Raw genomic sequence first — 18,723 nt, forward strand, 5'->3', positions numbered from 1 at the left:
GGGAGCCAGGTGTCTGTTCCCCACGAAGCTCCGCATGCGGCCTAACGTTCCCCCCTTTGCGAAGGGGGGGCAGGGGGGATTTGCTCTTTATCTAAAGCGGCGTCTACTCGCTTAGTTTCCTGAAAATCCCCGCGAGGGAGCGCTTTTCGTCGCAGTCGGCGCTGCAGGCGTCGTCCTCCACCTGACAGCTCTTCTCAAGGATCACCCGTGCGTCGGGTGAGGCGGATTCGATTGACTTCAGGCAGTCTGTGTAGTCAGTGGTGCATTTATCCCTGCAGGAAGGGGAATCATCCGCATACGCCGTAACGGCGGAAACTAGTACTGTCAGAGAAAACGCCAATACTCTGATACTTTTGCTCATATCTTTTCTCCCACTGTCACAGCGAAAAGTGATGCCACTATATCACATTCCGCCTTTGCTTTACCATTTCAATGTCGTCCTACAACTGACATACCTTTAGTCTTTTTTCCCAAAAAAAGTTTTTATCTTCTCCGTCGCCACGGCCTGTCGCAAATGGATCATGCAAGTTGGTGTAATCCTTTGGCAGAGGCGAGCTGTCCACGAAGCGGTGCGCGAGCCCCTAACGTTCCACCCTTTGCGAAGGGGGGGCGGGGGGGGATTTGCTTATTGTCGGCATTAGCGGCACCTCTCTCCCCCGATCACCGTCGCGTGGCAGAGGAACGTGGTTCCCCCCTCAATCTAGCTTGATGCGACAAAAAAAAGCCCGGAACTTTCGTTCCGGGCTTCGAAGTTACTGCAATGCATCAATCAAGTTGCCTGCAAGAGACAGGACTTAGGGAACTTCTACTTTCACAGACTGCGAGCTGACCAGGGTCGACCCGTTGAACAGCTGGATCGTGGTCTTGTAGGTGTACTTGCCGGTAGAAGCGTTCAGGTACTTGCTGTAGCGGTTGTACACGTGTGCCACGCCGCCTGCACCGTTGGCCGTTGCGAAGTCGAGCGCGGTCAGGGTGGTGGAAGAGCTGCCGTCACCCCAGAAGAACCTGACCTTGTCGTAGGTCGGAGGAGTAACCGGGAAGCTTACCGGCACCTTGGTCTGCTGTACCGTGTAGCTGTATGCCGGCCTGGTGGCGGTGGCTGCGATGGTCGTGGTGACCGGTGCGGTGGTGGTGCTGGTTACCGCGATGTACACCGGGTTGGTTACGTTGACGAGCTTGTAGCTGGTTGCGGTAGCACCGTCGACGTTGGTCACGGTCAGGGCGACCCTGTAGGTGCCGACTTTTTTGAAGGTGATGCTGGTGCTTGCCGCGGTCGGAGCGGTGATGATGGTGTTCGCATCCGCCTGTGTAGTATTAGCATCGACGTCACCTGCATTGGTCTGCCACTTGAAGGCGGCGCCGGCTGCCGGTGTGATGCCTGCGGCGAGTGCGAAGGTTTTGCCAACGTTCACGGTCAGCGGAGCTGCGATGGTGCCCGACTCGCCGTTTACTGCTGCGATGCCCGCTACCGGAGCCTGGCCGACGCCGAAGGCTGCCGCGTCGATGCCGTTCAGGTAGGCGACGTACTGATCGCGGGTGTTGTAGGTGCCGGAAGGACGTACGATCGGGGCTGCAGTCCAGAGAGCACCCTTCAGGCCGAACGGACCGACATCGGAAGCCTTGTTGATGCGGATCTGGTAGGTTCCAATTCTCTCCAGCTTGATGGCGTTGTTGACTGCCGGTGCTACCGCGACAGTACCGGTTGCCTTGTTGATGGCAGTGACGGTGAAGTAATTGCCACCGACGGTGCCGAGTTCGGCAACCAGAGTGTCTACGGAGGCCACCTTGTCGTTCATGACCTGGACGGTGCGGCTGGTTACAACGCCGTTGCTGTCCTTCGCATCGACTTTGAGAGTCCAGCCGAGGGTGGAAGTCGCACCCTTCTTAGCTGCGTTGAAGATGATTGCAGCATCTTCGCAGTAGAACGGGCTGGAGCCGTCAGCAGTGCAGGCTGCAGCGATCGCGCCGCCCTCGATGCTGGTGACCCAGTCCTGCTTGACGGTCTGGAAGGTTTTCTCGTAGAGGACTTCGCTACGGTCGATGTTGCGCAGGGTCTGGCCCGCGGTAGCGGTCTGGACGTAGGGGGTGTCGAACTTGGTGAGGATCGGAATCGGCAGCGAGCGGGTGCCGTCCTTGGTGATGACGTTCGGGTGCGAGTCGGTCACGTCGACGAGACCGTTCACCTTGGTGAAGGTGGTCACCTGGTTGGAGTCGAAGCTGAACTTGCCGTCCATGTTGCCGTTGATCGGGTAGGCGCCGTTGTAGAAGCCTGCGCCGGCAGCGTGGCACTCTTTGCAGCCGTTTTTACCCCAGGCCCTGTCGGCGGAAGCGATGTTGTGGCTTGCCTTGAAGGGAACCATGAGGAAGGAGAGCTTCGGCAGGAACGCGTTGGTTGCCTGGGTGGTGCCGTTGCCGAGCTGCGCCCTGATGCCGGCCGAGAGGGCGGCCTGCTGGGTGGCGATTTCGGCTGCGTTCACCACGCCGTCAGCGGTAAGGGCGTGCAGGCCGTTCAGGCGGTTGATGTTGGCCACATGGGTCTGCAGCAGCGGATCCATGCCGGCCTCGCGGCCGTCGTTGTTGGCGTCCAGGCCGCCGTTGGCGGTCTTAAGACCGTTCATGTCGCGCCAGAAGAAGGAGGTCAACAGGTTGGCCGCGTAGATCTTGCCGTCCTGACCCCAGCTGAGTGCGACGCCGTTGGCCATGTCGCCTTTGGCTACGTACTCGGTGTCGTGAACGGCCAGACGGCCTTCCTCGTCGGCACCGGTGCCGTCGACGAACGCGCCGCCGCTGAAGCCGTCTTTACGGATGTGGCAGGCGGTGCAGTCGATGAGGTCGATGTGGCTAACCTGAGCGCCCGTCTTGTCGTAGACGATGTTGGCGGTGAGGCCTGCCCTGTCGTGAGCGCCTTTGGAGCTCGGTGCGCCGAAGGTGGCGAAGGCCGGAGCGGTGGTGTACTCATGGCAGCCTTTGCAATCCTTGAACTCAACCTTGTCCATCTTGTTCCACATTGCGTCGAACGGAGATGCCCCACCTTTTGCGGGGTCGCAGAGGCCAAGCTTGGCCACGCCTGCGTCGACGATGTTGCCGCTGGTGCCGACATTGGCGGTTGCGCCTGCCTTGTCGCCGGTGCGCTCGTGGCAGCCCATGCAGCCGATGGCGCCGTGGACGTCGAGGATGGTGCCGTTCTGGGTCCACATCTCACCACGCTTCTTCCAGTCAACCTGGTACTTCTCGCCGCCGGTCACGGTCACTACGCCGGTGGTTGCGTTTTTGGTCTCGATGGTGTTGCCGAGGTGGCAGGAGGAGCACTGGTTGGAGGTCGGCTTGCCGACGATCTTGTACTCCATGTTGGCAACCAGTTGGTTGCTCGCATTGGTGGATACCGTGGTCGAGTTGTAGAAGACGTTCATGCCGTCTTTCGCGGAGAAGGCCAGCTTGGAGCCGACGGCGCGCGAAGCGTCGAACTCACCCTTGCGTACTGCGTCCCTGCGCTTGTCCCAGCTGTAGTCGTTCTGGTGGCAGATAAGGCAGTCCATCTCGAGAACGCCGTTGACGTTCTTGTAGTCCTGGACCACCACGTCGCCTCTCTTGGTCGTGTCGGTGTTGAAGATGTCGATCAAGGCGTTGAACGCCGTTACAGCGGTACCGAAGACGTAGTCGCGCAGCGAGGTGCGCTTGGTCGCGTCGTAGGTTGCGCTCACGGTCTTCGTCGGATCGATCATGTATTCCATGGCGCCGCCGCCGACGTGGCACTCACCGCAGTCGCGCATCTCACCGGCAACGGAGTTGTCAGCTTTCTGGGCGAAGGACGCGCCAAAGTCGAACGGGGTGTAATACGGGGTGGTGACGAGATCGGTTGCTGCTGTCATTCCGGCCGGAAGGACCTTTCCGAAAGGAGTGGAGGTGAATTGTGCTGCGGTTGCATCGTAGGTTGCGCCGTTACCGTCTTTGTACATTCTCGCCAACTGGCGAGCAGACGGCGGTCACCAAGATCCCACGTGCCCGGGACTCTGCACCCAGTTCTTGCCCTGGGGGCCTGCGCCGGCGCGGAATGCGTCGCTCGAGTCGATGTTGAACGGGTTGAAGCCGCGGATCTCGTTAGCGCCAAGCTGGGCGTGGTAGGAATGCTTCTCGATGTCGTCGTAGGTGTACTTGAGGACGCTCGAGGCGCCAGCACCCGTGTCACCGTGGCAGCCGGCGGTGCCGAAGCAGGTCGTCTTGATGCTGAAGGCTTTTGCGGAGCCGTCGCCGTTCTTGGTGATCGCCGCGCCGCTCGGATCCTTCAGCGGGATCTGTTTGTGGGCAGAGACGGAAGCCATCGCCATCCCCGTGCCAACCCCGATCAGGGCGGCGCAGGAAGCGGCGGTAAGCAGCACCGTCTTCTTGGTGGGTTGTTTCATCATGGGTCTCCTTTGTCTCGATTCAATGGAAGTACGAATCACATCTTGCGTCCGGTATGGGGGTACCGTTCGCCATCTGCAGTCCTGCTTCAGCTTTAGAGAGCCTGACTTCATCATTAGCACGGGGTATGCCGCTATTTTATTTTTCTCACTAAATTTTTAAAACCGTAGTAATTGCTAAAGCTTCCGTGACGCGGCTCATCGAGATGAAAGGGGATGTGGGAGGGGGTGGGGTGTTTGTTGGGGTAAATACCCCAAGTTCACCCAGTGTCTGGGGGGCTTTTACCCCAATGTGGGGGTTGGGGTACGTGAATGAAAAAAGAGCAGGTGGGGGAGGCCCTCCTGCTCTTTTGGTGTGTCTAAGTATCTGCGGATGCTAGGCTTTTTCTATCTTGGCCTTTTCCCTGAGTTCCTTGAGCAGGGCGGGGATCTCCGCACGTACCTTTTCGCGCTTCAGGTACTCCACGATTTTCGCCTTAACCTCGTCGAAGGGCTGCACGCTGGGGGGAAGGGCCTCGGTGAGTTTGATGATGTGGTAGCCGAACACGGTGGAAACGACCCCGCTAATCTCGCCGGGTTTCAACCCGAAGGCCGCTTTTTCAAACGGAGGAACCATGTCCCCCTGGCCGAAGACCCCCAGGTCGCCACCCTTCTCCTTGCTGGGGCAGGTGGACTCTTTCCTGGCGATCTCGGCGAAATCTTCACCTTTCTTGATGCGCTCCAACAGGGCATCGGCTTTCGCCTTGGCCTCGTCCTTTTCCTTCTGTGAGGCGCTCTGGCCGATGCCCACGAGGATGTGACTTGCCCTCACCCTGGCCCCCTGCTCGAAGTACTTGGTACGGTTATCCTCGTAGAACTTCTTCGCATCGCTCTCCGGCACCTGCACCTTGGAACCGAAGCGGGCTTCTATCATGTTGTTGATGGCGATGTCCTTGCGGGTGAATTCCTCAAGGTCATTCGGGGTCATGAGCAACTCGTCCATGGCGGCCTTGTATTCGGCGTCGCTCTTGAACCTCGAGCGGTTCTCGGCGAGGGCCTTCTTCACCTGCTGGTCCAGGTCCTTCATCTCGACACCTTTAGAGGCCTGGTACAAAAGCTCCGAATCGGTGAGTTGATCGAGGATGGTGTCCTGCGCCTTCTTGAGCGCTTCGGGGACGAGCTGTTTGGTGCCGGTCTGCTTCAGCATGATCTTCAGGGCGCGGTTGACTTCCTTGCGGATGATCGGCGTGCCGTTCACCTTCACCAGCGTCTCGTCGGGTGACGGCTGCGCCGCCTGCGCTGCCTTGGCCGCCAGGGCCGCGGCGTCTTTGACTGTGGCCTCTTCCGCAAACGAGATACCTGCGCCCATGGTCATGAGCATGATTGCGGCAACGGTGGACGATACGATCTTCTTCGGGTGCGGCATGGTTGATTCTCCTTGTCTTTGAGCTGCTCCAGGCGCGTCTTGCTCCCGACGTCGGCCCGAAAATCTTGTCCCTCTACCAAAAAGGGCCCGGAACTTTCGTTCCGGGCCAAGGATTTACTTCACTGCATGTTCATCGAAGTTCCATCGTTGCATTACTGGACTTCTACCTTCACAGACTGCGAGCTGACCAGGTTCGACCCGTTGAACAGCTGGATCGTGGTCTTGTAGGTGTACTTGCTGGTAGAAGCGTTCAGGTACTTGCTGTACCGGTTGTACACGTGTGCCACGCCGCCTGCACCGTTGGCCGTTGCGAAGTCGGTAGCGGTGAGGGTGGTGGAGGAGCTGCCGTCACCCCAGAAGAACCTGACCTTGTCGTAGGTCGGAGGAGCAATCGGGAAGGTTACCGGCACTTTGGTCTGCTGTACGGTGTAGCTGTAAGCCGGCCTGGTGGCGGTGGCAGGGATGGTGGTGGTGACCGGTGCGGTGGTGGTGCTGTTTACCGCGATGTACACCGGGTTGGCTACGTTGACGAGCTTGTAGCTGGTTGCGGTCGTGCCGTCCACGTTGGTCACGGTAAGGGCGACCCTGAAGGTACCGGCCTTGGTGAAGGTGATGCCGGTGTTTGCTGCGGCCGGTGCGGAGAGGATCGCGCCCGGTACTGCAGGAGGAACTGCGGTGTCACCAGCGTTGGTTGCCCACTGGAACTTGGCGCCAGCTGCCGGGGTGGTGGCGGGGGCGAAGTTGTAGGAGGTGCCCTTGACCAGCATAGCTGCGTTGGTGCCGGTTTCGCCGGCCACAGCCGCGATGGTTGCGACCGGTTTCACGCCGAGGCCTGCTGCAGTGGGGTTGAAGGTGGCAGCGATGGTTTCCATGTAGTCGGCATAAGCTGCGCCGTTCACAGGGGTAGCACCCGTTTTGATGCTGCCGTCGTCGTTGGTGTCGGCGATCTTGTAGTAGATGGCTCCGTCTTCAGGCGGATACAGGACGTCGGCGCGCTGAAGGTCGACGGTCCAGGTGTGGGTTTCATCGCTCTTCTCGAACTTCACGGTGCGCGGCTGGCCGAGCTTGTTGAAGCCTTCGAATGCGGTGCGGAGGTCGCCCTTAACTGCCTTGACACGTACCGGCTCAAGCGGACGCTCCATCAGGTTGCTGGCGGAGTCGAGGCCCGGTACGCCGGGCATGCGGGTGACGGTGCCGGTTGCCTGATCAACAACAACACGGGAAGTCGGGTTGAAGGTACGGTCGGCCGGGATAGCGGTGCCGACCATGTCGAAGCCGCCTTTGAAGAAGCCTGCGCCCTGGGCGTGGCAATCTGCGCAGCTCTTGCCTTTTACGTACTGCTGTACCGGCTTCACGCCGTGGGTGACCATGAACGGAGCGCCGATGTAGGCAAGCTCGGTTTTGGACCAATCCTTACGGAGTTCCGGTGCTTTCATGCTCTCAAGCTGGTTGCGGTAGGCCTTGTACTCGGTGATCTGGTTCGGTTCGGTGAAGGTGACCGCGCCGCTCCAAACGCTGACGTACTTCCAGTAGTTGGCCGGAGAGAAGGTGCCGTCCGGCATGAACGCGCTGCCGGAGTTGGTGGTCATCGGGTTGTTGAAGCCGACCGAGATGACGGAGAGGGCGGAAGGACCGAAGTTCATGCCGGCCTTCAGGTCGCGCTGGATCCACGGGTCGTAGATCGGGTCGCCGTAACCCTGGGTGTTGTTTTCATGCGGCGGGAGGCCGTCGAAGACGTCGGTGTAGCCGACCAACGAGGGCTTGGTCGGAACCAGGAGGCCGCCGGGGACGGTGTCGCCGTTCGCGTCTACGTTCGAGTCGGTGTTGTTCCAGATGACTGCGGAAATCGCGTTGCTCAGGTAGATCTTGCGGCGGAACTTCATGCCGCTCTTGGTGCCGTTACCCCAGGTGAGCGGAGCTTCCATGTTGCCAAGCTTCTGCCAGAGGTTAAGCGGTTCCCAGGTCTTGAGCTTGCCGCCCACAACGTGGGTGCCGGCCTGGATGGGTGCCTGGTAGCCGGGGCCCGGCTGGGTCGAGCAGTCAGCGCCCTGTGCTGCCATGTCGAGGCAGGCCTGGCTGCCGGCGACTGCAGGAGTTCCTTCTTTCTGAGTGCTGTTGGTGTAGCCGAAGTAGGTGTTGATGACCTGGTACATGCCGTTGTACTTCTGTACGGCACCGGCGTTGAACGCCTCAGGAGCCGGATCCTCGAACAGGCCGATCATCCCCTTGGAGGGGTCGGTGCCGACGATGGCCGGGAAGCGCATGCCGGAGGTGGCGTCGAGGGCGCGAACTGCCATGCTGGTTTTCTGCACGTGGCAGACGGTGCAGTCCATGACGTCGAGGTGGTTGCCGCGGCCGAGCTTGTTCTTGTCGGTGGTGAAGTCGGTGTGCTCGGGCACGCCCTGGCCGCCGAAGCCGCCCTGCTCTTTATCGAACTTGTCGACGATCTGGACGATGTTGTTGTTCAGGCCGTACTGAGTGTGTGCCGCATCCGGATTCGGCGCACCGAAGGTCTGGATTGCGTTGCCGTAGTAGTCCTTGCCGGTGATGTGGCAGAACTCGCAGCGCTTGACGGTGTTGCGGGTGTCGTGCTTTTGTACCGCTGCGCCGACTTCGGCGTCGCCAACGGCGAGGACAGGCTTGCCGTCTGCATCGAATCCCTTAACGACCTGACGTTTCCAAAGCGGCGGAACGCCGTCTGCGGTGGTGCTGGACATGTCGAAGCCGCGGCCCGGGTCGCACTGGTTCTTGTTGGTGCTGTTGCCAGTGAAGTGGCAGCCTGCGCAGCCGAAGGAGCCGTGGACGTCCTGACCTGCCTGCCATGCGTCGCCACGCTTGAACCACTCAGCGCGCGGGAACGGCATGGTGGAACGCTTGAGTGCGTTCTGGTCCATTTCGCTTTGTCCTGCCGCGGTCGTTGCGGCGGTTGCGTAATACAGCGGGCCGGACATTGCCGGGTTGCTCCCACCGATGAAGCCACCTGCGCTAGGGGCACTGGCTGCGGTGTAGTAGGTCTGCTGTGCCTGCACATACGGCATGCCGGGCATCATGTACTGCGTGTAGTTGCCCAAGTTGATGGACGGGGAGGTCCCGGACTGCATCCACATGGCGTTGATGTCGTAGGAGGTCATCCTCTTGCCGTTGGGGCCGACGCCGTTGGCGGGGTCGTAGATCATCGGCGCGGAGGAGAGGAAGCCGCTGCTGCCGCCGGTGACACCGAACATCTCGGGGAGATCCTTCAGGGTCTTGGTGGCGTGGCACTGCATGCAGTTGTTGGAGTCCGGGGCACCCTTGATCCTGGCGAGCAGGCTGTCGGAGAGCGTCACGGACTGCATCCCGTTGCCGGCATCGGCAAAGGCGACGTTGCCGTTGTACTGGTTGTACCCCATGTAGGTCGGGCTGGCCGGGTTCATGTCGAACAGCATGGCGCCCGCAGTTGGGGCCGCGTTCAGGCTGCCGGCCTGGGTCATGACGGAGGACATGACGTTGTCGTAGCCGGAGAGGTGGCAGAAGAAGCAGTCCATCTCCTTCACGTTCGGCATCATAAGCTGACCGGAGTAAACCGGCATATCTTGGTTGCTGTTCGGCTCCTTCATGGTCATGGCAACCTGGCCGATCGGCACGGCGTTGCCGTTTTTATCTTTGGTGACCCATGCGTAGGCCGGGTCAGCCATTACCGGACCGTTAGCCGGTTTGTTCCCTTTGTACTGCGGATAGATCCAGGGAGCGATGGTCGCGAAGGAGGTTTCGATCCCCTGCGTGGTGAAGTTCTCCCACACGGTGGTGGTGAAGGGGTTCACGTCGCCGGTCGCCATGTCGGTGAGGGTCTTGTAGGGGAGCCTGTTGCCGTTTCTGTCCTCTTCGTAGGCGATGCCGCCCGGGTGGCAGGTGCCGCACATGGTCGCCTGATCCCACAGGGAGAGGTCGACTTTCGGGTACTTGTTGTGGTTTGCGTCTTCGCCGCCGTTCAAGAAGATGTAGAGTTTGGTCCCGGGGGTCTGGGAGTCAACGACCGGGTTGCCGGTGTTCGGGGTGCCCGGATAGGTGATGCCTTTGCCGTCTGCTTTTTTCTGTAAGTCCGCCACCTGGCGGAGCGAGGGGGTTCACCACTTGCCGTTGTGGCCGTGGGACTGAAGCCAGGGTTTCTGCGGGTTAAGGCCCGTCTGCTTGCCGCCTTCGATGAAGAGGCCGCTGTCGGAGTTGTCCATCCACTCGGCGGTGCCGAGAGTGGCGTGGTATGCGCCTTTGGACATATCGGTGTAGCTCTTGAGCCCCTTGGTGTTGTTGGGAGTATGGCAACCGAGGTTGCCGCCGCCCATGCAGGTCTGTTTCGGGCTGTAGGGCATGCCCTGTTTGGAGGTCGGGTCCACCATTACCGGCATGGCGGGTGCGCCGTACTGCTGCGCTATCTCCTCATAGGTATAAAGCTGGATTGCCGGGTGTGCCGCTTGGGCAATCGTCCCGCCAACGGTGAGGCCGGCTACCGCCGAGGCCCCCGCCAAAAGCGAGATTTTCAATCCCCTTTTTTTCATAGGTTGTTTCCCTCTCAGTCTCTTGATTGGATTTGAAATGAATAGCATTGTGCTGCCTCTTTTGTTGCTGCTACTTCGGACCATCAGGTCGCCGTGTGAATGGGGGCACATGACGACTGCGCCGGACCAGGTTTAAGGCATCACCGGTACGGTGTGAAGAGAGCTTGTCAGGGTAATAGCAATTGTCGTACCCGCGATGCCGATCACTGCATCTCCCTCCTCAAAAAAAACGTCTCTGGTCGGGCTCGTGAGGAGTTCGTGCTTGGAAACTTATATAATAATTGATATATTGCACTCGCCCCTATGGAAGGATGATTTTGCGAGATGGTGAGAGTCTTGTGATTTCTTCCATATCCGGTGCTTCATCTCCTCTGAAAAGGTGCGGTGATATCCCCCGCATGGGGGGGCGTTGGGGTGAAATCGCCCACGTCTTTATCGCCCCGCGGTCGGCACGCGCAGGTGCGGGAAGGCCGGGAGGCCCGGAAACACGCTGTGCTGCGCTGTTGTGCGAAGGCGCCCGTCGCGCGGCTGGGCGCGTCCGAGTTGGCAGAGAGGTTGCACGCCCTTCGCGTGCTGTATTTTATTCATATCAGGAGGTCAGATGATGAAGAGGGTAGGTTTGTTGGTCCTGGGCGCGTTTTTGGGAGGGTGCCTGCACGCTGCACCCGGCGAAGTGAAAAAGGAAGCCGCGCCTGCTGCAGTGCAGGCGCCTAAGAAGCTGGAGCTTAGCGAGGCTTCGCTTGCGGAACTGATCGTGAAGGATAAGACTACCAAGCAGGAGGTCTTGGCGGCATTTGGCAGTCCTGTTACCGTCGAACCTAATCAGCGGCAGCTTTCCAAGGAGTTACTGGCCACCATCAAGATCGCCCTGCCTCCTATTGCCCGCACCAAGGAGTTCTGGAAGTACAACGCCCCTCCGTTCAACCCCGACGGCTCCATGAAAAGCAAGATACTGAGCGCCATGATCTTCATTGACGACAACGGCGTCGTGGTCGACTACCTTACCTCCTACACCCACGTCGCTCCTCCCCAGTAGTCCATCCCCGGGCAGGGCCTCTCATCCGCCCTTCAATCAACCTCCCCCCCTGCGGGGCGAACCCGGGGGGAGGGAGGGGGAAGTCTGCGGTGCGAAAAACGAGGCCGGCGGGAAAAGCGACCGCAACAAAAAAGGCTCCTCTTCTTTCGAAGAGGAGCCTTTTAATTTATGCGCAGGTGCCGCTTAAAGCTGGGGCTGATACCGTTGGGGATGACAGCTGACGGACGTACCTCCCGCGCACCCTTGCATCATCCCGACTGCCGCGTTCGCGCCACGGCGGGTGGGAGCGCTTTTTAGGCTAACCTGCCGCTCCATCGCCAATGGGGCCATCTCCACCCTGGGGGCCAGTCCGATCCCCGCTGCGAGGCAGGTAAGGGCGCCCACGAGGATCGCCGTGCATTTCTTGCTGAGTCTTTCCATTCCGCGGCTCCTTACCCCTTTGCTACCGTGTCGGCAGGGCTTTTTGCACCTGCTTGAAGGTGGATAGCTCGTCCACAGGGTAACCTGCCACCGGCTTGGCGAGGTTGTACGTCTGGGTCGGGTCCACCGTAGACATGATGTTCTTGTCGGTCACCGTGTCGCCGTCTAGTTCGAAGACGGTCCAGGTGTTACCGGCTTTGTTGGGGACGGTGTAACTCTTCACAAGGGTTGTGCCGCGGTAAAGCTTAAGCTGCGCGCCGGATTCGGCGAGGTAACCGGTGGCCGAGTTGTTGTAGACGTAGAAGCGGTAGACGCCTGCCTGCTGGGTCAGGATGGTGAAGGTCTCGCTGCCGTTGTCGACGCCGTGGTTCGCCTGATCCTGGTCGAGGTATGCCTCGGTGGTCGCCGTGGGGAGGTTCCTGAGGGTCGTGCCTGTGATGGCGCTGCCGTACGGGTAACTGGTCTGGGGGTCGGAGGTGCTGGTGCCGACGTGGAACCTCGGCGTGTTGCTGGACCCTATGGTGGTGAAGGTGTCGTCCGGGTTCAGGGGGCCGGTGACGTGGAGGTCGAGGTCCCGCTCGGCGCTTCCCCAGCTGAGGACGGCGCGGTAGGTGGTGGAGGGCGTCGTCCCGGTATCCGCGGTGAAGTTCTGGCTGTTGTTGTAGGTGGACACCCCGGGGACGGCGTAGACGGTGAAGTAGCCGTAGCTGGTCTCCACCCCGTCAACGAGTTTCAACACCTCCGCCGTGTAGCACCCGGCGGGGAAGTAGTCCTTGTAGTAATACCCGTAGCCGTCGGCCGTCTTGGCCTGGTAGTTTCCGGTGGTGGCGCCAAGCCCCGGGCGGAACCTGAGCGTCAGGGCCGCACCGGTGTTGTTGGAGGCGTTCAGGACATAGCCGTTGATCGACGTGGTGAGCGAAGCCTTGTCGGTCGTGAGCATGAGTACGGTTTCAAGTGCGGTGGCAGCACTCTGGCTCGGCTTGACGCCGTAGTAGTTCACGTCGCCGTAGCCGGTTTTGCTGAACACGAGCTGGTAGGTGCTGGCCGCCGAGAGCCCGGAAAGGCTGAAGCTGCCGGTGCTTTGCACCGTGGCGGTTGCCGCTGGCGTGCTTGCTCCGTCGGCGTACGCGGTCACGGTCGCCCCGGTGACGGCCAGCCCGGAGACCGGGTCCTTCACAGTGCCGGTAACGGCGAGCGCCGGGATCATGACTGGGAGCCCGAGGTAGGCGTTGACCACGTTGCGCAGCTCTGTTATCGTGACCGCGCCGCTTTGGTCGGTGTCCACGCAGGATGCCGCCGTCTTGTTGCCGAGGAACATGTTGATGGCCCCCTGCACCTCGATCATGGTGACGCTTCCGTTCCCGTCGCAGTCCCCGGGTAGCGCGGTTGCGAACGCGGAAAGGTTGGAAATGAGGAGGGCGGCGCAGGCGAGCGCGACGATGAGCCCCCGTTTGTACAGGTCTGCCAGCTTCATGTAGTTTCTCCTGCTTTGCGGTGCGAAAAAATGGCCCGTGCGGCCCCGCTGCGGCGCCACGACGGCTGCCGTTTTCCAGCAAATAGGGTGCCACTTGCCCCGTGCGCCGTCAGTGCCACCACCGCGCGGGTTTGCGTATTCCGCCCCACTGGGTGGTGGGGGATATGCCCCAGTTTTTGTCGGGCGTCGAGGTCGGAAGTGGGGCAAATCGCTCGATTGTGCCCCCTCACCCCCGTCTGCAGGCACGTTCGGCGCTCTGGCGCAGGTTTTGCTCCGCTGCACTCATTTACGGCGAGGTGATCATGAGTACCAACCTTTTTACCAGCATCGTGCTTAACCTGACCGACGGGATCTACGTGATCCAGGAGGGCAAGGCGATCTTTTTGAACGACCGCTTCGGGGCGATTTTCGGCTACCAGAGCGTCGAAGGGCTGATCGGCCGCGACATGTACGCGGACGTCTATCCCGACCGGCAGAGCGTCGACCTGTTCCGCCACGTGCACGAGCAGCTCTTGAATGGGGACCGCTCCACGGTCTCCTGGGGGCAGCCGTCGGCGCGGCTTGACGGCAGCGTCTTCTGGATCGAGGTGGAAGCGCGCCTCATCGAGGTGGAAGGTAAACCCGCCATCTTCGGAACCTTTTTGGACCGCACCGACTGCAAGCTGATCGGCGAGGCGATGCACGCGACCCAGGAGACCCTGCGGCTTCTTTTGGACGCCATGGAGGACCGCGTTTACGTCGTCACCGACGACTACCGCATCGTCTACGCTAACCGCAAGATGCGCGAGGGGCTTTTGGGGGACCTCGAGCAGGACTTCTGCTACCAGATCTGCCGCGGTCAGCAGACCCGCTGTGAGGACTGCTGCGTCGACGACGGGTTCTTCGACTCCGAGCGCCCCCTGCACAAGGAGTTCTACAACGAGGTGACCAAGCTTTGGTACTCGGTCATCGAGCTTCCCGTCCGGATGCCCGGCATCGAGCAGCGCACGAAGCTCGCCGTCGCCCGCGACATCACCGTGCGACGGGAGGCCGAGAACAAGGTGCGCGCCCTGACCCGGAAACTGCTAAGCGTGCAGGAAGACGAGAGAAAGCACCTTTCCAGGGAGCTTCACGACGACCTCGGGCAGCGCTTGAACGCCGCCAAGATCATCGTCGACGTGCTCGCCGAGGACCTCGCTTCCTCCCCGGGCGATGCCCCCGCCCGGATGCGTCATCTCTCCGAGGTGCTCAAGGACAGCGTGCAGTCGATCCGCACCATCTGCGCCGGCCTGCGTCCCTCGCCGCTTGAGAAGCTGGGGCTTGTCGACGCCATCCGCCACGACTGCGACAGTTTCTCGACCCACCACGGGGTGAACGTCCGCGTTTCCGCCCATGGTCTGGAAGGGGTGCGCCTCCCCCATGAGGGTGAAATCACCCTGTACCGGGTCTTTCAGGAGGCGCTGCATAACGTGGTGAAGCACGCGCGGGCAAGCGAGGTGGCCATAAGCCTCGTGGTTTCCCACCCGGTGCTCAGGATGCGCATCACCGACAACGGCAGGGGGTTCGATCCCGCCCGTGCCGTTCCTGCCGGAAAAGGGGGGCTCGGGCTTGTCGGCATGGCCGAGCGGGTCGAGCTTTTAAACGGCTCCTTCGAGCTCACCTCGCGCCCTGGCAAGGGGACGCGCATCGCCGTGGAAATTCCTATCGCCTAGCGCCCCTAGCGGCGCCGGCTTCAATTCGAGGAGGTTTTTTGCATGGAAGGAAAAAGCAGGGTCATCATCGTTGACGACCACCCCCTGTTTCGGGAAGGGGTGAAGGGGCTTGTGGAGCGAACCTCCGAGTACACCTGCATCGGTGAAGCGGGAAGCGGCGCCGAGGCGCTGGCGCTGGCCAGGGAGCTGAAGCCCGAGCTCATGACCATGGACATCTCGCTTCCTGATATAAGCGGCATCGAGGCGGTGCGCCAGATCATGCGCGAGGTCCCGTCGGTGAAGATCCTCATGCTGAGCATGCATCCCAAGTTCGAATACGTCGCCGAGGCCCTGAGGGCCGGAGCGCGCGGCTACGTGATGAAAGAGGCGACCAGTACGCGGCTTGTGGCCGCCATGGACGCCCTGCGGCGCGGCGAGTACTTCCTGGACGGGCAGGTCTCGCAGGACATCGTGGCGAACCTGGGTAATCCCGGTCAAGGGGAAGCTACGGTGTGCGACGAGCGGTACGCGCTTTTGTCCCCCAGGGAGCAGCAGGTCATGCGCTTGGTCGCCGAAGGCGGGGTCATACGACAGATAGCGTCGGATTTGGGGCTCAGCGTGAAGACGGTAGAGAACCACCTCACAAACCTCATGAAGAAGCTCGATGTGCATAGCCGGATGGAGCTCGTGCGCTATGCGGCGCGTCTTGGCGTTATTGACCTGGAGCAGTGGAAATAGGCGGGGAATTTGGAGGGGCCAGCCGGCAGAGGATGGTAGCTGCCGGCTGGGCCATAGCGGTTGTTACAGTTTTGCGGTAGTGTCTTTCTTGCCCTGCTGGTCCTGCATTTCCTGCTGTCTCTTGCGTTCCTTGAGGATCTCCTGAGCCCTGTGCTCCCTTTCTTCAGCCGCCTTGCGGTAGGCGGCATCGTAGTCCACCCCTTTCAGCTTGCCAAGGCCGTAGACCCCGATCTTGTTCTCTCCGAACTGGTTCGCCACGAAGATCACCTCGGACAGTTCGAAGTCCTTTTGAGCCAGTTTCTGGAAGTACTCCAGGTCCCTGTTGCTGATGGAGATGTCGCTTGGGAGGTTCATCCCCCCGACCGGAAGCTTCGCCGAGCCGAAGTAGCCCAACAGGCGACCCTTGTCGCTGAAGATCTGCACGTTCTGGTGGCCGGAGTCGACCACGTAGACGTAGCCGTTCTCATCCGTGGCGATGCCCTTCGGACGGGCGAACTGCCCCATGCCGTCGCCGAACTTGCCGAAAGTGCCGAGGAAGTGGCCGTCGCGGTCGTAAGAGGTCACCGTGCCCTTACCGGCGTTGGTGACCCAGAGGACCCCCTTGTCATCGAGGCTCATCCTGGTGGGGAGGCTCAGGGACTGGTTCGGGTCGTCCATCTTTCCGATCTCACGGATCTGCGATCCCGTCATCGGGTTCAGCACGCGGATCACGGATTTCCTCGTGTCGAGCACGTAGAGGTTCTCATCGTCGACCGCGATGTCGGTCGGCGTGAAGCCCAGATCCCCACCCACCGCTTTCAGGTACTCGCCGTTGTTGTCGTAGATGAGTACTTCTTTGCGCTCGGTGTCGGACACGAACACGAAGCCCGTGCTGTCCACGGCAACGCCTACCGGTTTCTTCAGCTTGCCCATCCCGTCGTTCCCCTTTAGCTGCTCCATCTTCTTGTTGGGGAGGTCCACGACGAAGAGCTGGCCGGCGATGTCGGTCACGTAGAGCTTGCCGCTTTTGGTGGTGATGCCGCTGGGCTTTATGATCCTGCTCACCTTCTGCTCTTCCTGTTTGCCGAAGGAGAGGAGAGACACCGTGTCGGCGGAGCCTCCCGCTACGTCGGCGGAGTTGCTGAAGCTGGTGAGGTACTGGAGCCTTGGAAGGTTCGGGGCGGGAGGGAAGAATACCGGGCCGTGGCTTTGCTGGGTAGGACCGGTGGCACAGCCGGCGGTTAGGGTGAGAACGGAGGCAGCGAGGAGCGCTACTGCGGAACGAAAAAGACGACCATGCATGTCTTGTACTCCTGTTTCTGTGTTGCTGTTGCCTGTTTCTCTTTTGTTACCGTCCCGGGGTTACCCCCGGGACGGCTGCCTTCTCGTTACTTGTCGTGGCACATCACGCAGAACTGCGAGTTCAGCTGCTTCTCGTAGAGGAACGCGGTGTCCTTGTTGTCCTTGTTGTGGACGTCGTGGCAGGAAGCGCAGGTCATGAGGAGCTGCCCTTTGCCGTTGTTGAAGCCGAGGGTGGTGATCGGCTGGGTGTTGAGGGTGGTGTTGTTCGGGGCCTTCAGGGTGTCCCTGATGCCGGCGTCTTTGGTGTGGATGCCGTTCAGGTCGAACCCGATCGGGTGGTCGTTGGAGAGGTCGGCGAACTTGCCGATGGCGATGTCGCCGAAGCCGTCAGCGGTGATCTTGCCGCCCAGTGCGGTGCCGGTGTTGCCGTAGTGCTGGTCGACTGCGATGACGCCGTCATGGCAGCTCATGCAGAGACGGCTCGGACCTGCGAGCGGGTCGCCTGCGATGGTGCTGTTGAAGGTCACGGACTCGTAGGGAGCGAAGCTCGTGTCTACGTTCACTTTGTGGGACCAGAGCGGGTTGTAGTCGAGCTCGGTAGCCTCGACCTTGTGGTGCGGGGTGTGGCAGAAGGCACAGACGCGGCCTTGGGCATCCGGTGCGGCACCAGAGAGCATGTTCATGTCGTGCTTGGAGCCGACGACCCCGCCGCCGTCGGCAGTGTAGCCGTAGGCGAGAGAGGCACCGAGGGTGAGACCGGCGATGGCGGTCAGGATGGTGATCTTCTTCATAGAGAGTTTTCCTCCGTCTTTTTCATTGAATGTAGAAAAGTTTTCAGCTTGCCTACGCAATGCTGCGGCTCTCTTCCGCTGCACCTGCCGACGTACCTCCCCCCCAGGAGACGCGCCGGTTGCCGAACAGGATGCAATGTTGGTGCCCGCCTCATGCCGTTTTTGCAAGAGCGGGTAACCACTGGAGTTTTACCTCCTCGTGACGGGAGCCCCCGGGAAAGCCGGGACGGTTGGGGGGGATTTGCCCCCATCGTCCTCAGCGTTGTGGGTGAAATGTCTCACACGGGTCGATGCATCCCGCTTCCCTTGAGCCGTTTGCCTTACTGCGGCGGGGCTCATGGGGTAGTTTCCCCAAGGCGACATGGGTGGCAAGGTCCTTGCTGTCAGGGGAGACACTATTAAGAATCCTCGGGAGGTGACATGAAATTTGTAACTCTGGCGGCCGCAGCGCTTCTAACAGCCTTGGCAGCGGCGCCTGCGTGCGGGTATGACGGCGTCGACATAGCGCAGATGAAAAAGCAGGCCGAGGCGGGGAGCGCCGAGGCCCAGTCCCGTCTCGGAGTGCTCTACGCGACCGGGGTGGGTATCCCGCGGGATCTGCAGGAAGCGGCGCGCTGGTATCGGAAATCGGCGGATCAGGGGTTCGTCCTCGGGCAGTACAACCTCGCCATGATGTACCTGCGGGGGGAGGGGCTTGCGGAAGACCCGGTCAAGGGGCGGGAGCTCCTTTTGAAGGCGGCCGAGCAGTGGCTTCCCGCGGCCCAGTACGACCTCGGCGTTGCGCATCTCTACGGCGTAGGTGGCGAGAAAAACCGTGACGAGGCGGAAAAATGGCTGCGCCGCGCCTCGACCCAGGGGTACCGTGCGGCGAAGAAGAAGCTCGAGGAAATAGCCGACGCGCGCTAGTGGGAGAGATTTAACTTGCCTGCCTCTGTAAATGCCGCTAAGTAAATGGGGGGGACGGCCCGGCGCCGTC

At 60.9% G+C, this 18,723-nt stretch carries 14 protein-coding genes; 4 read left to right on the plus strand and 10 right to left on the minus strand.

What is annotated here, in order from left to right; all coding sequences use genetic code 11:
- Positions 1-103: 103 nt before the first annotated feature.
- From E4633_RS18930 to E4633_RS18955, 6 genes are all read right to left on the minus strand, one after another.
- Positions 104-361 (minus strand): hypothetical protein, encoded by a 258-nt coding sequence (locus E4633_RS18930; RefSeq protein ID WP_135872673.1) that lies wholly within the window; start codon positions 359-361, stop codon positions 104-106.
- Between the two features lie 433 nt (positions 362-794).
- Positions 795-3,956, minus strand: coding sequence for a cytochrome c3 family protein (locus E4633_RS18935; RefSeq protein WP_135872675.1), 3,162 nt, complete (start codon positions 3,954-3,956; stop codon positions 795-797).
- Between the two features lie 27 nt (positions 3,957-3,983).
- Complete coding sequence (locus E4633_RS18940) at positions 3,984-4,400, minus strand: cytochrome C (protein WP_246038245.1); 417 nt, start codon at positions 4,398-4,400, stop codon at positions 3,984-3,986.
- A 376-nt stretch (positions 4,401-4,776) separates the two neighbouring features.
- On the minus strand, positions 4,777-5,805 hold the full coding sequence (locus tag E4633_RS20450) for a peptidylprolyl isomerase (RefSeq protein ID WP_162605036.1): 1,029 nt from the start codon (positions 5,803-5,805) through the stop codon (positions 4,777-4,779).
- A 152-nt stretch (positions 5,806-5,957) separates the two neighbouring features.
- Entirely contained in the window at positions 5,958-9,890 is a 3,933-nt protein-coding gene (locus E4633_RS18950; RefSeq protein WP_135872679.1) for a PKD domain-containing protein, read from the minus strand.
- 18 nt (positions 9,891-9,908) lie between these two features.
- Complete coding sequence (locus E4633_RS18955; protein WP_198419481.1) at positions 9,909-10,337, minus strand: cytochrome C; 429 nt, start codon at positions 10,335-10,337, stop codon at positions 9,909-9,911.
- A gap of 601 nt (positions 10,338-10,938) precedes the next feature.
- On the opposite strand from E4633_RS18955, the gene E4633_RS18960 reads away from it, so the two are divergent.
- Complete coding sequence (locus tag E4633_RS18960; RefSeq protein WP_135872681.1) at positions 10,939-11,373, plus strand: hypothetical protein; 435 nt, start codon at positions 10,939-10,941, stop codon at positions 11,371-11,373.
- A gap of 183 nt (positions 11,374-11,556) precedes the next feature.
- Here the strand turns inward: E4633_RS18960 and E4633_RS18965 are convergent, their stop codons facing one another.
- Together E4633_RS18965 and E4633_RS18970 are read right to left on the minus strand one after the other, a co-directional pair.
- Entirely contained in the window at positions 11,557-11,793 is a 237-nt protein-coding gene (locus E4633_RS18965) for a hypothetical protein (RefSeq protein WP_135872683.1), read from the minus strand.
- 22 nt (positions 11,794-11,815) lie between these two features.
- Positions 11,816-13,267 carry a carboxypeptidase-like regulatory domain-containing protein gene (locus E4633_RS18970; RefSeq protein ID WP_135872684.1) on the minus strand — a complete coding sequence of 484 codons (1,452 nt, stop codon included), beginning with the start codon at positions 13,265-13,267 and terminating at the stop codon, positions 11,816-11,818.
- Positions 13,268-13,569: 302 nt separating this feature from the next.
- Between E4633_RS18970 and E4633_RS18975 the strand changes: the two genes are divergently transcribed.
- Entirely contained in the window at positions 13,570-14,958 is a 1,389-nt protein-coding gene (locus E4633_RS18975; protein ID WP_135872686.1) for a PAS domain-containing sensor histidine kinase, read from the plus strand.
- Between the two features lie 42 nt (positions 14,959-15,000).
- Positions 15,001-15,675: a response regulator gene (locus E4633_RS18980; RefSeq protein ID WP_135872688.1), complete on the plus strand. Its 675-nt coding sequence runs from the start codon at positions 15,001-15,003 to the stop codon at positions 15,673-15,675.
- 63 nt (positions 15,676-15,738) lie between these two features.
- Here E4633_RS18980 and E4633_RS18985 read toward each other — a convergent pair whose 3' ends face one another.
- Positions 15,739-16,956, minus strand: a complete 1,218-nt coding sequence (locus E4633_RS18985) for an NHL repeat-containing protein (RefSeq protein ID WP_135872690.1) — start codon at positions 16,954-16,956, stop codon at positions 15,739-15,741.
- Positions 16,957-17,042: 86 nt separating this feature from the next.
- Complete coding sequence (locus tag E4633_RS18990) at positions 17,043-17,747, minus strand: cytochrome c3 family protein (protein WP_135872692.1); 705 nt, start codon at positions 17,745-17,747, stop codon at positions 17,043-17,045.
- Between the two features lie 420 nt (positions 17,748-18,167).
- Here E4633_RS18990 and E4633_RS18995 point away from each other — a divergent pair, with 420 nt between their 5' ends.
- Positions 18,168-18,653 carry a tetratricopeptide repeat protein gene (locus tag E4633_RS18995; protein WP_135872694.1) on the plus strand — a complete coding sequence of 162 codons (486 nt, stop codon included), beginning with the start codon at positions 18,168-18,170 and terminating at the stop codon, positions 18,651-18,653.
- The last annotated feature ends 70 nt before the right edge of the window (positions 18,654-18,723 follow it).

The sequence above is a fragment of the Geomonas terrae genome, assembly GCF_004791675.1.
GTDB classification, from domain to species: Bacteria; Desulfobacterota; Desulfuromonadia; order Geobacterales; family Geobacteraceae; genus Geomonas; species Geomonas edaphica.

Excerpts from the sequence above, each read along its gene's own strand:
- E4633_RS18930 (WP_135872673.1), bottom strand. The coding sequence starts at position 361 with ATGAGCAAAAGTATCAGAGTATTGGCGTTTTCTCTGACAGTACTAGTT.
- E4633_RS18935 (WP_135872675.1), bottom strand. The coding sequence starts at position 3,956 with ATGTACAAAGACGGTAACGGCGCAACCTACGATGCAACCGCAGCACAA.
- E4633_RS18940 (WP_246038245.1), bottom strand. The coding sequence starts at position 4,400 with ATGAAACAACCCACCAAGAAGACGGTGCTGCTTACCGCCGCTTCCTGC.
- E4633_RS20450 (WP_162605036.1), bottom strand. The coding sequence starts at position 5,805 with ATGCCGCACCCGAAGAAGATCGTATCGTCCACCGTTGCCGCAATCATG.
- E4633_RS18955 (WP_198419481.1), bottom strand. The coding sequence starts at position 10,337 with ATGAAAAAAAGGGGATTGAAAATCTCGCTTTTGGCGGGGGCCTCGGCG.
- E4633_RS18960 (WP_135872681.1), top strand. The coding sequence starts at position 10,939 with ATGATGAAGAGGGTAGGTTTGTTGGTCCTGGGCGCGTTTTTGGGAGGG.
- E4633_RS18965 (WP_135872683.1), bottom strand. The coding sequence starts at position 11,793 with ATGGAAAGACTCAGCAAGAAATGCACGGCGATCCTCGTGGGCGCCCTT.
- E4633_RS18970 (WP_135872684.1), bottom strand. The coding sequence starts at position 13,267 with ATGAAGCTGGCAGACCTGTACAAACGGGGGCTCATCGTCGCGCTCGCC.
- E4633_RS18975 (WP_135872686.1), top strand. The coding sequence starts at position 13,570 with ATGAGTACCAACCTTTTTACCAGCATCGTGCTTAACCTGACCGACGGG.
- E4633_RS18980 (WP_135872688.1), top strand. The coding sequence starts at position 15,001 with ATGGAAGGAAAAAGCAGGGTCATCATCGTTGACGACCACCCCCTGTTT.
- E4633_RS18985 (WP_135872690.1), bottom strand. The coding sequence starts at position 16,956 with ATGCATGGTCGTCTTTTTCGTTCCGCAGTAGCGCTCCTCGCTGCCTCC.
- E4633_RS18990 (WP_135872692.1), bottom strand. The coding sequence starts at position 17,747 with ATGAAGAAGATCACCATCCTGACCGCCATCGCCGGTCTCACCCTCGGT.
- E4633_RS18995 (WP_135872694.1), top strand. The coding sequence starts at position 18,168 with ATGAAATTTGTAACTCTGGCGGCCGCAGCGCTTCTAACAGCCTTGGCA.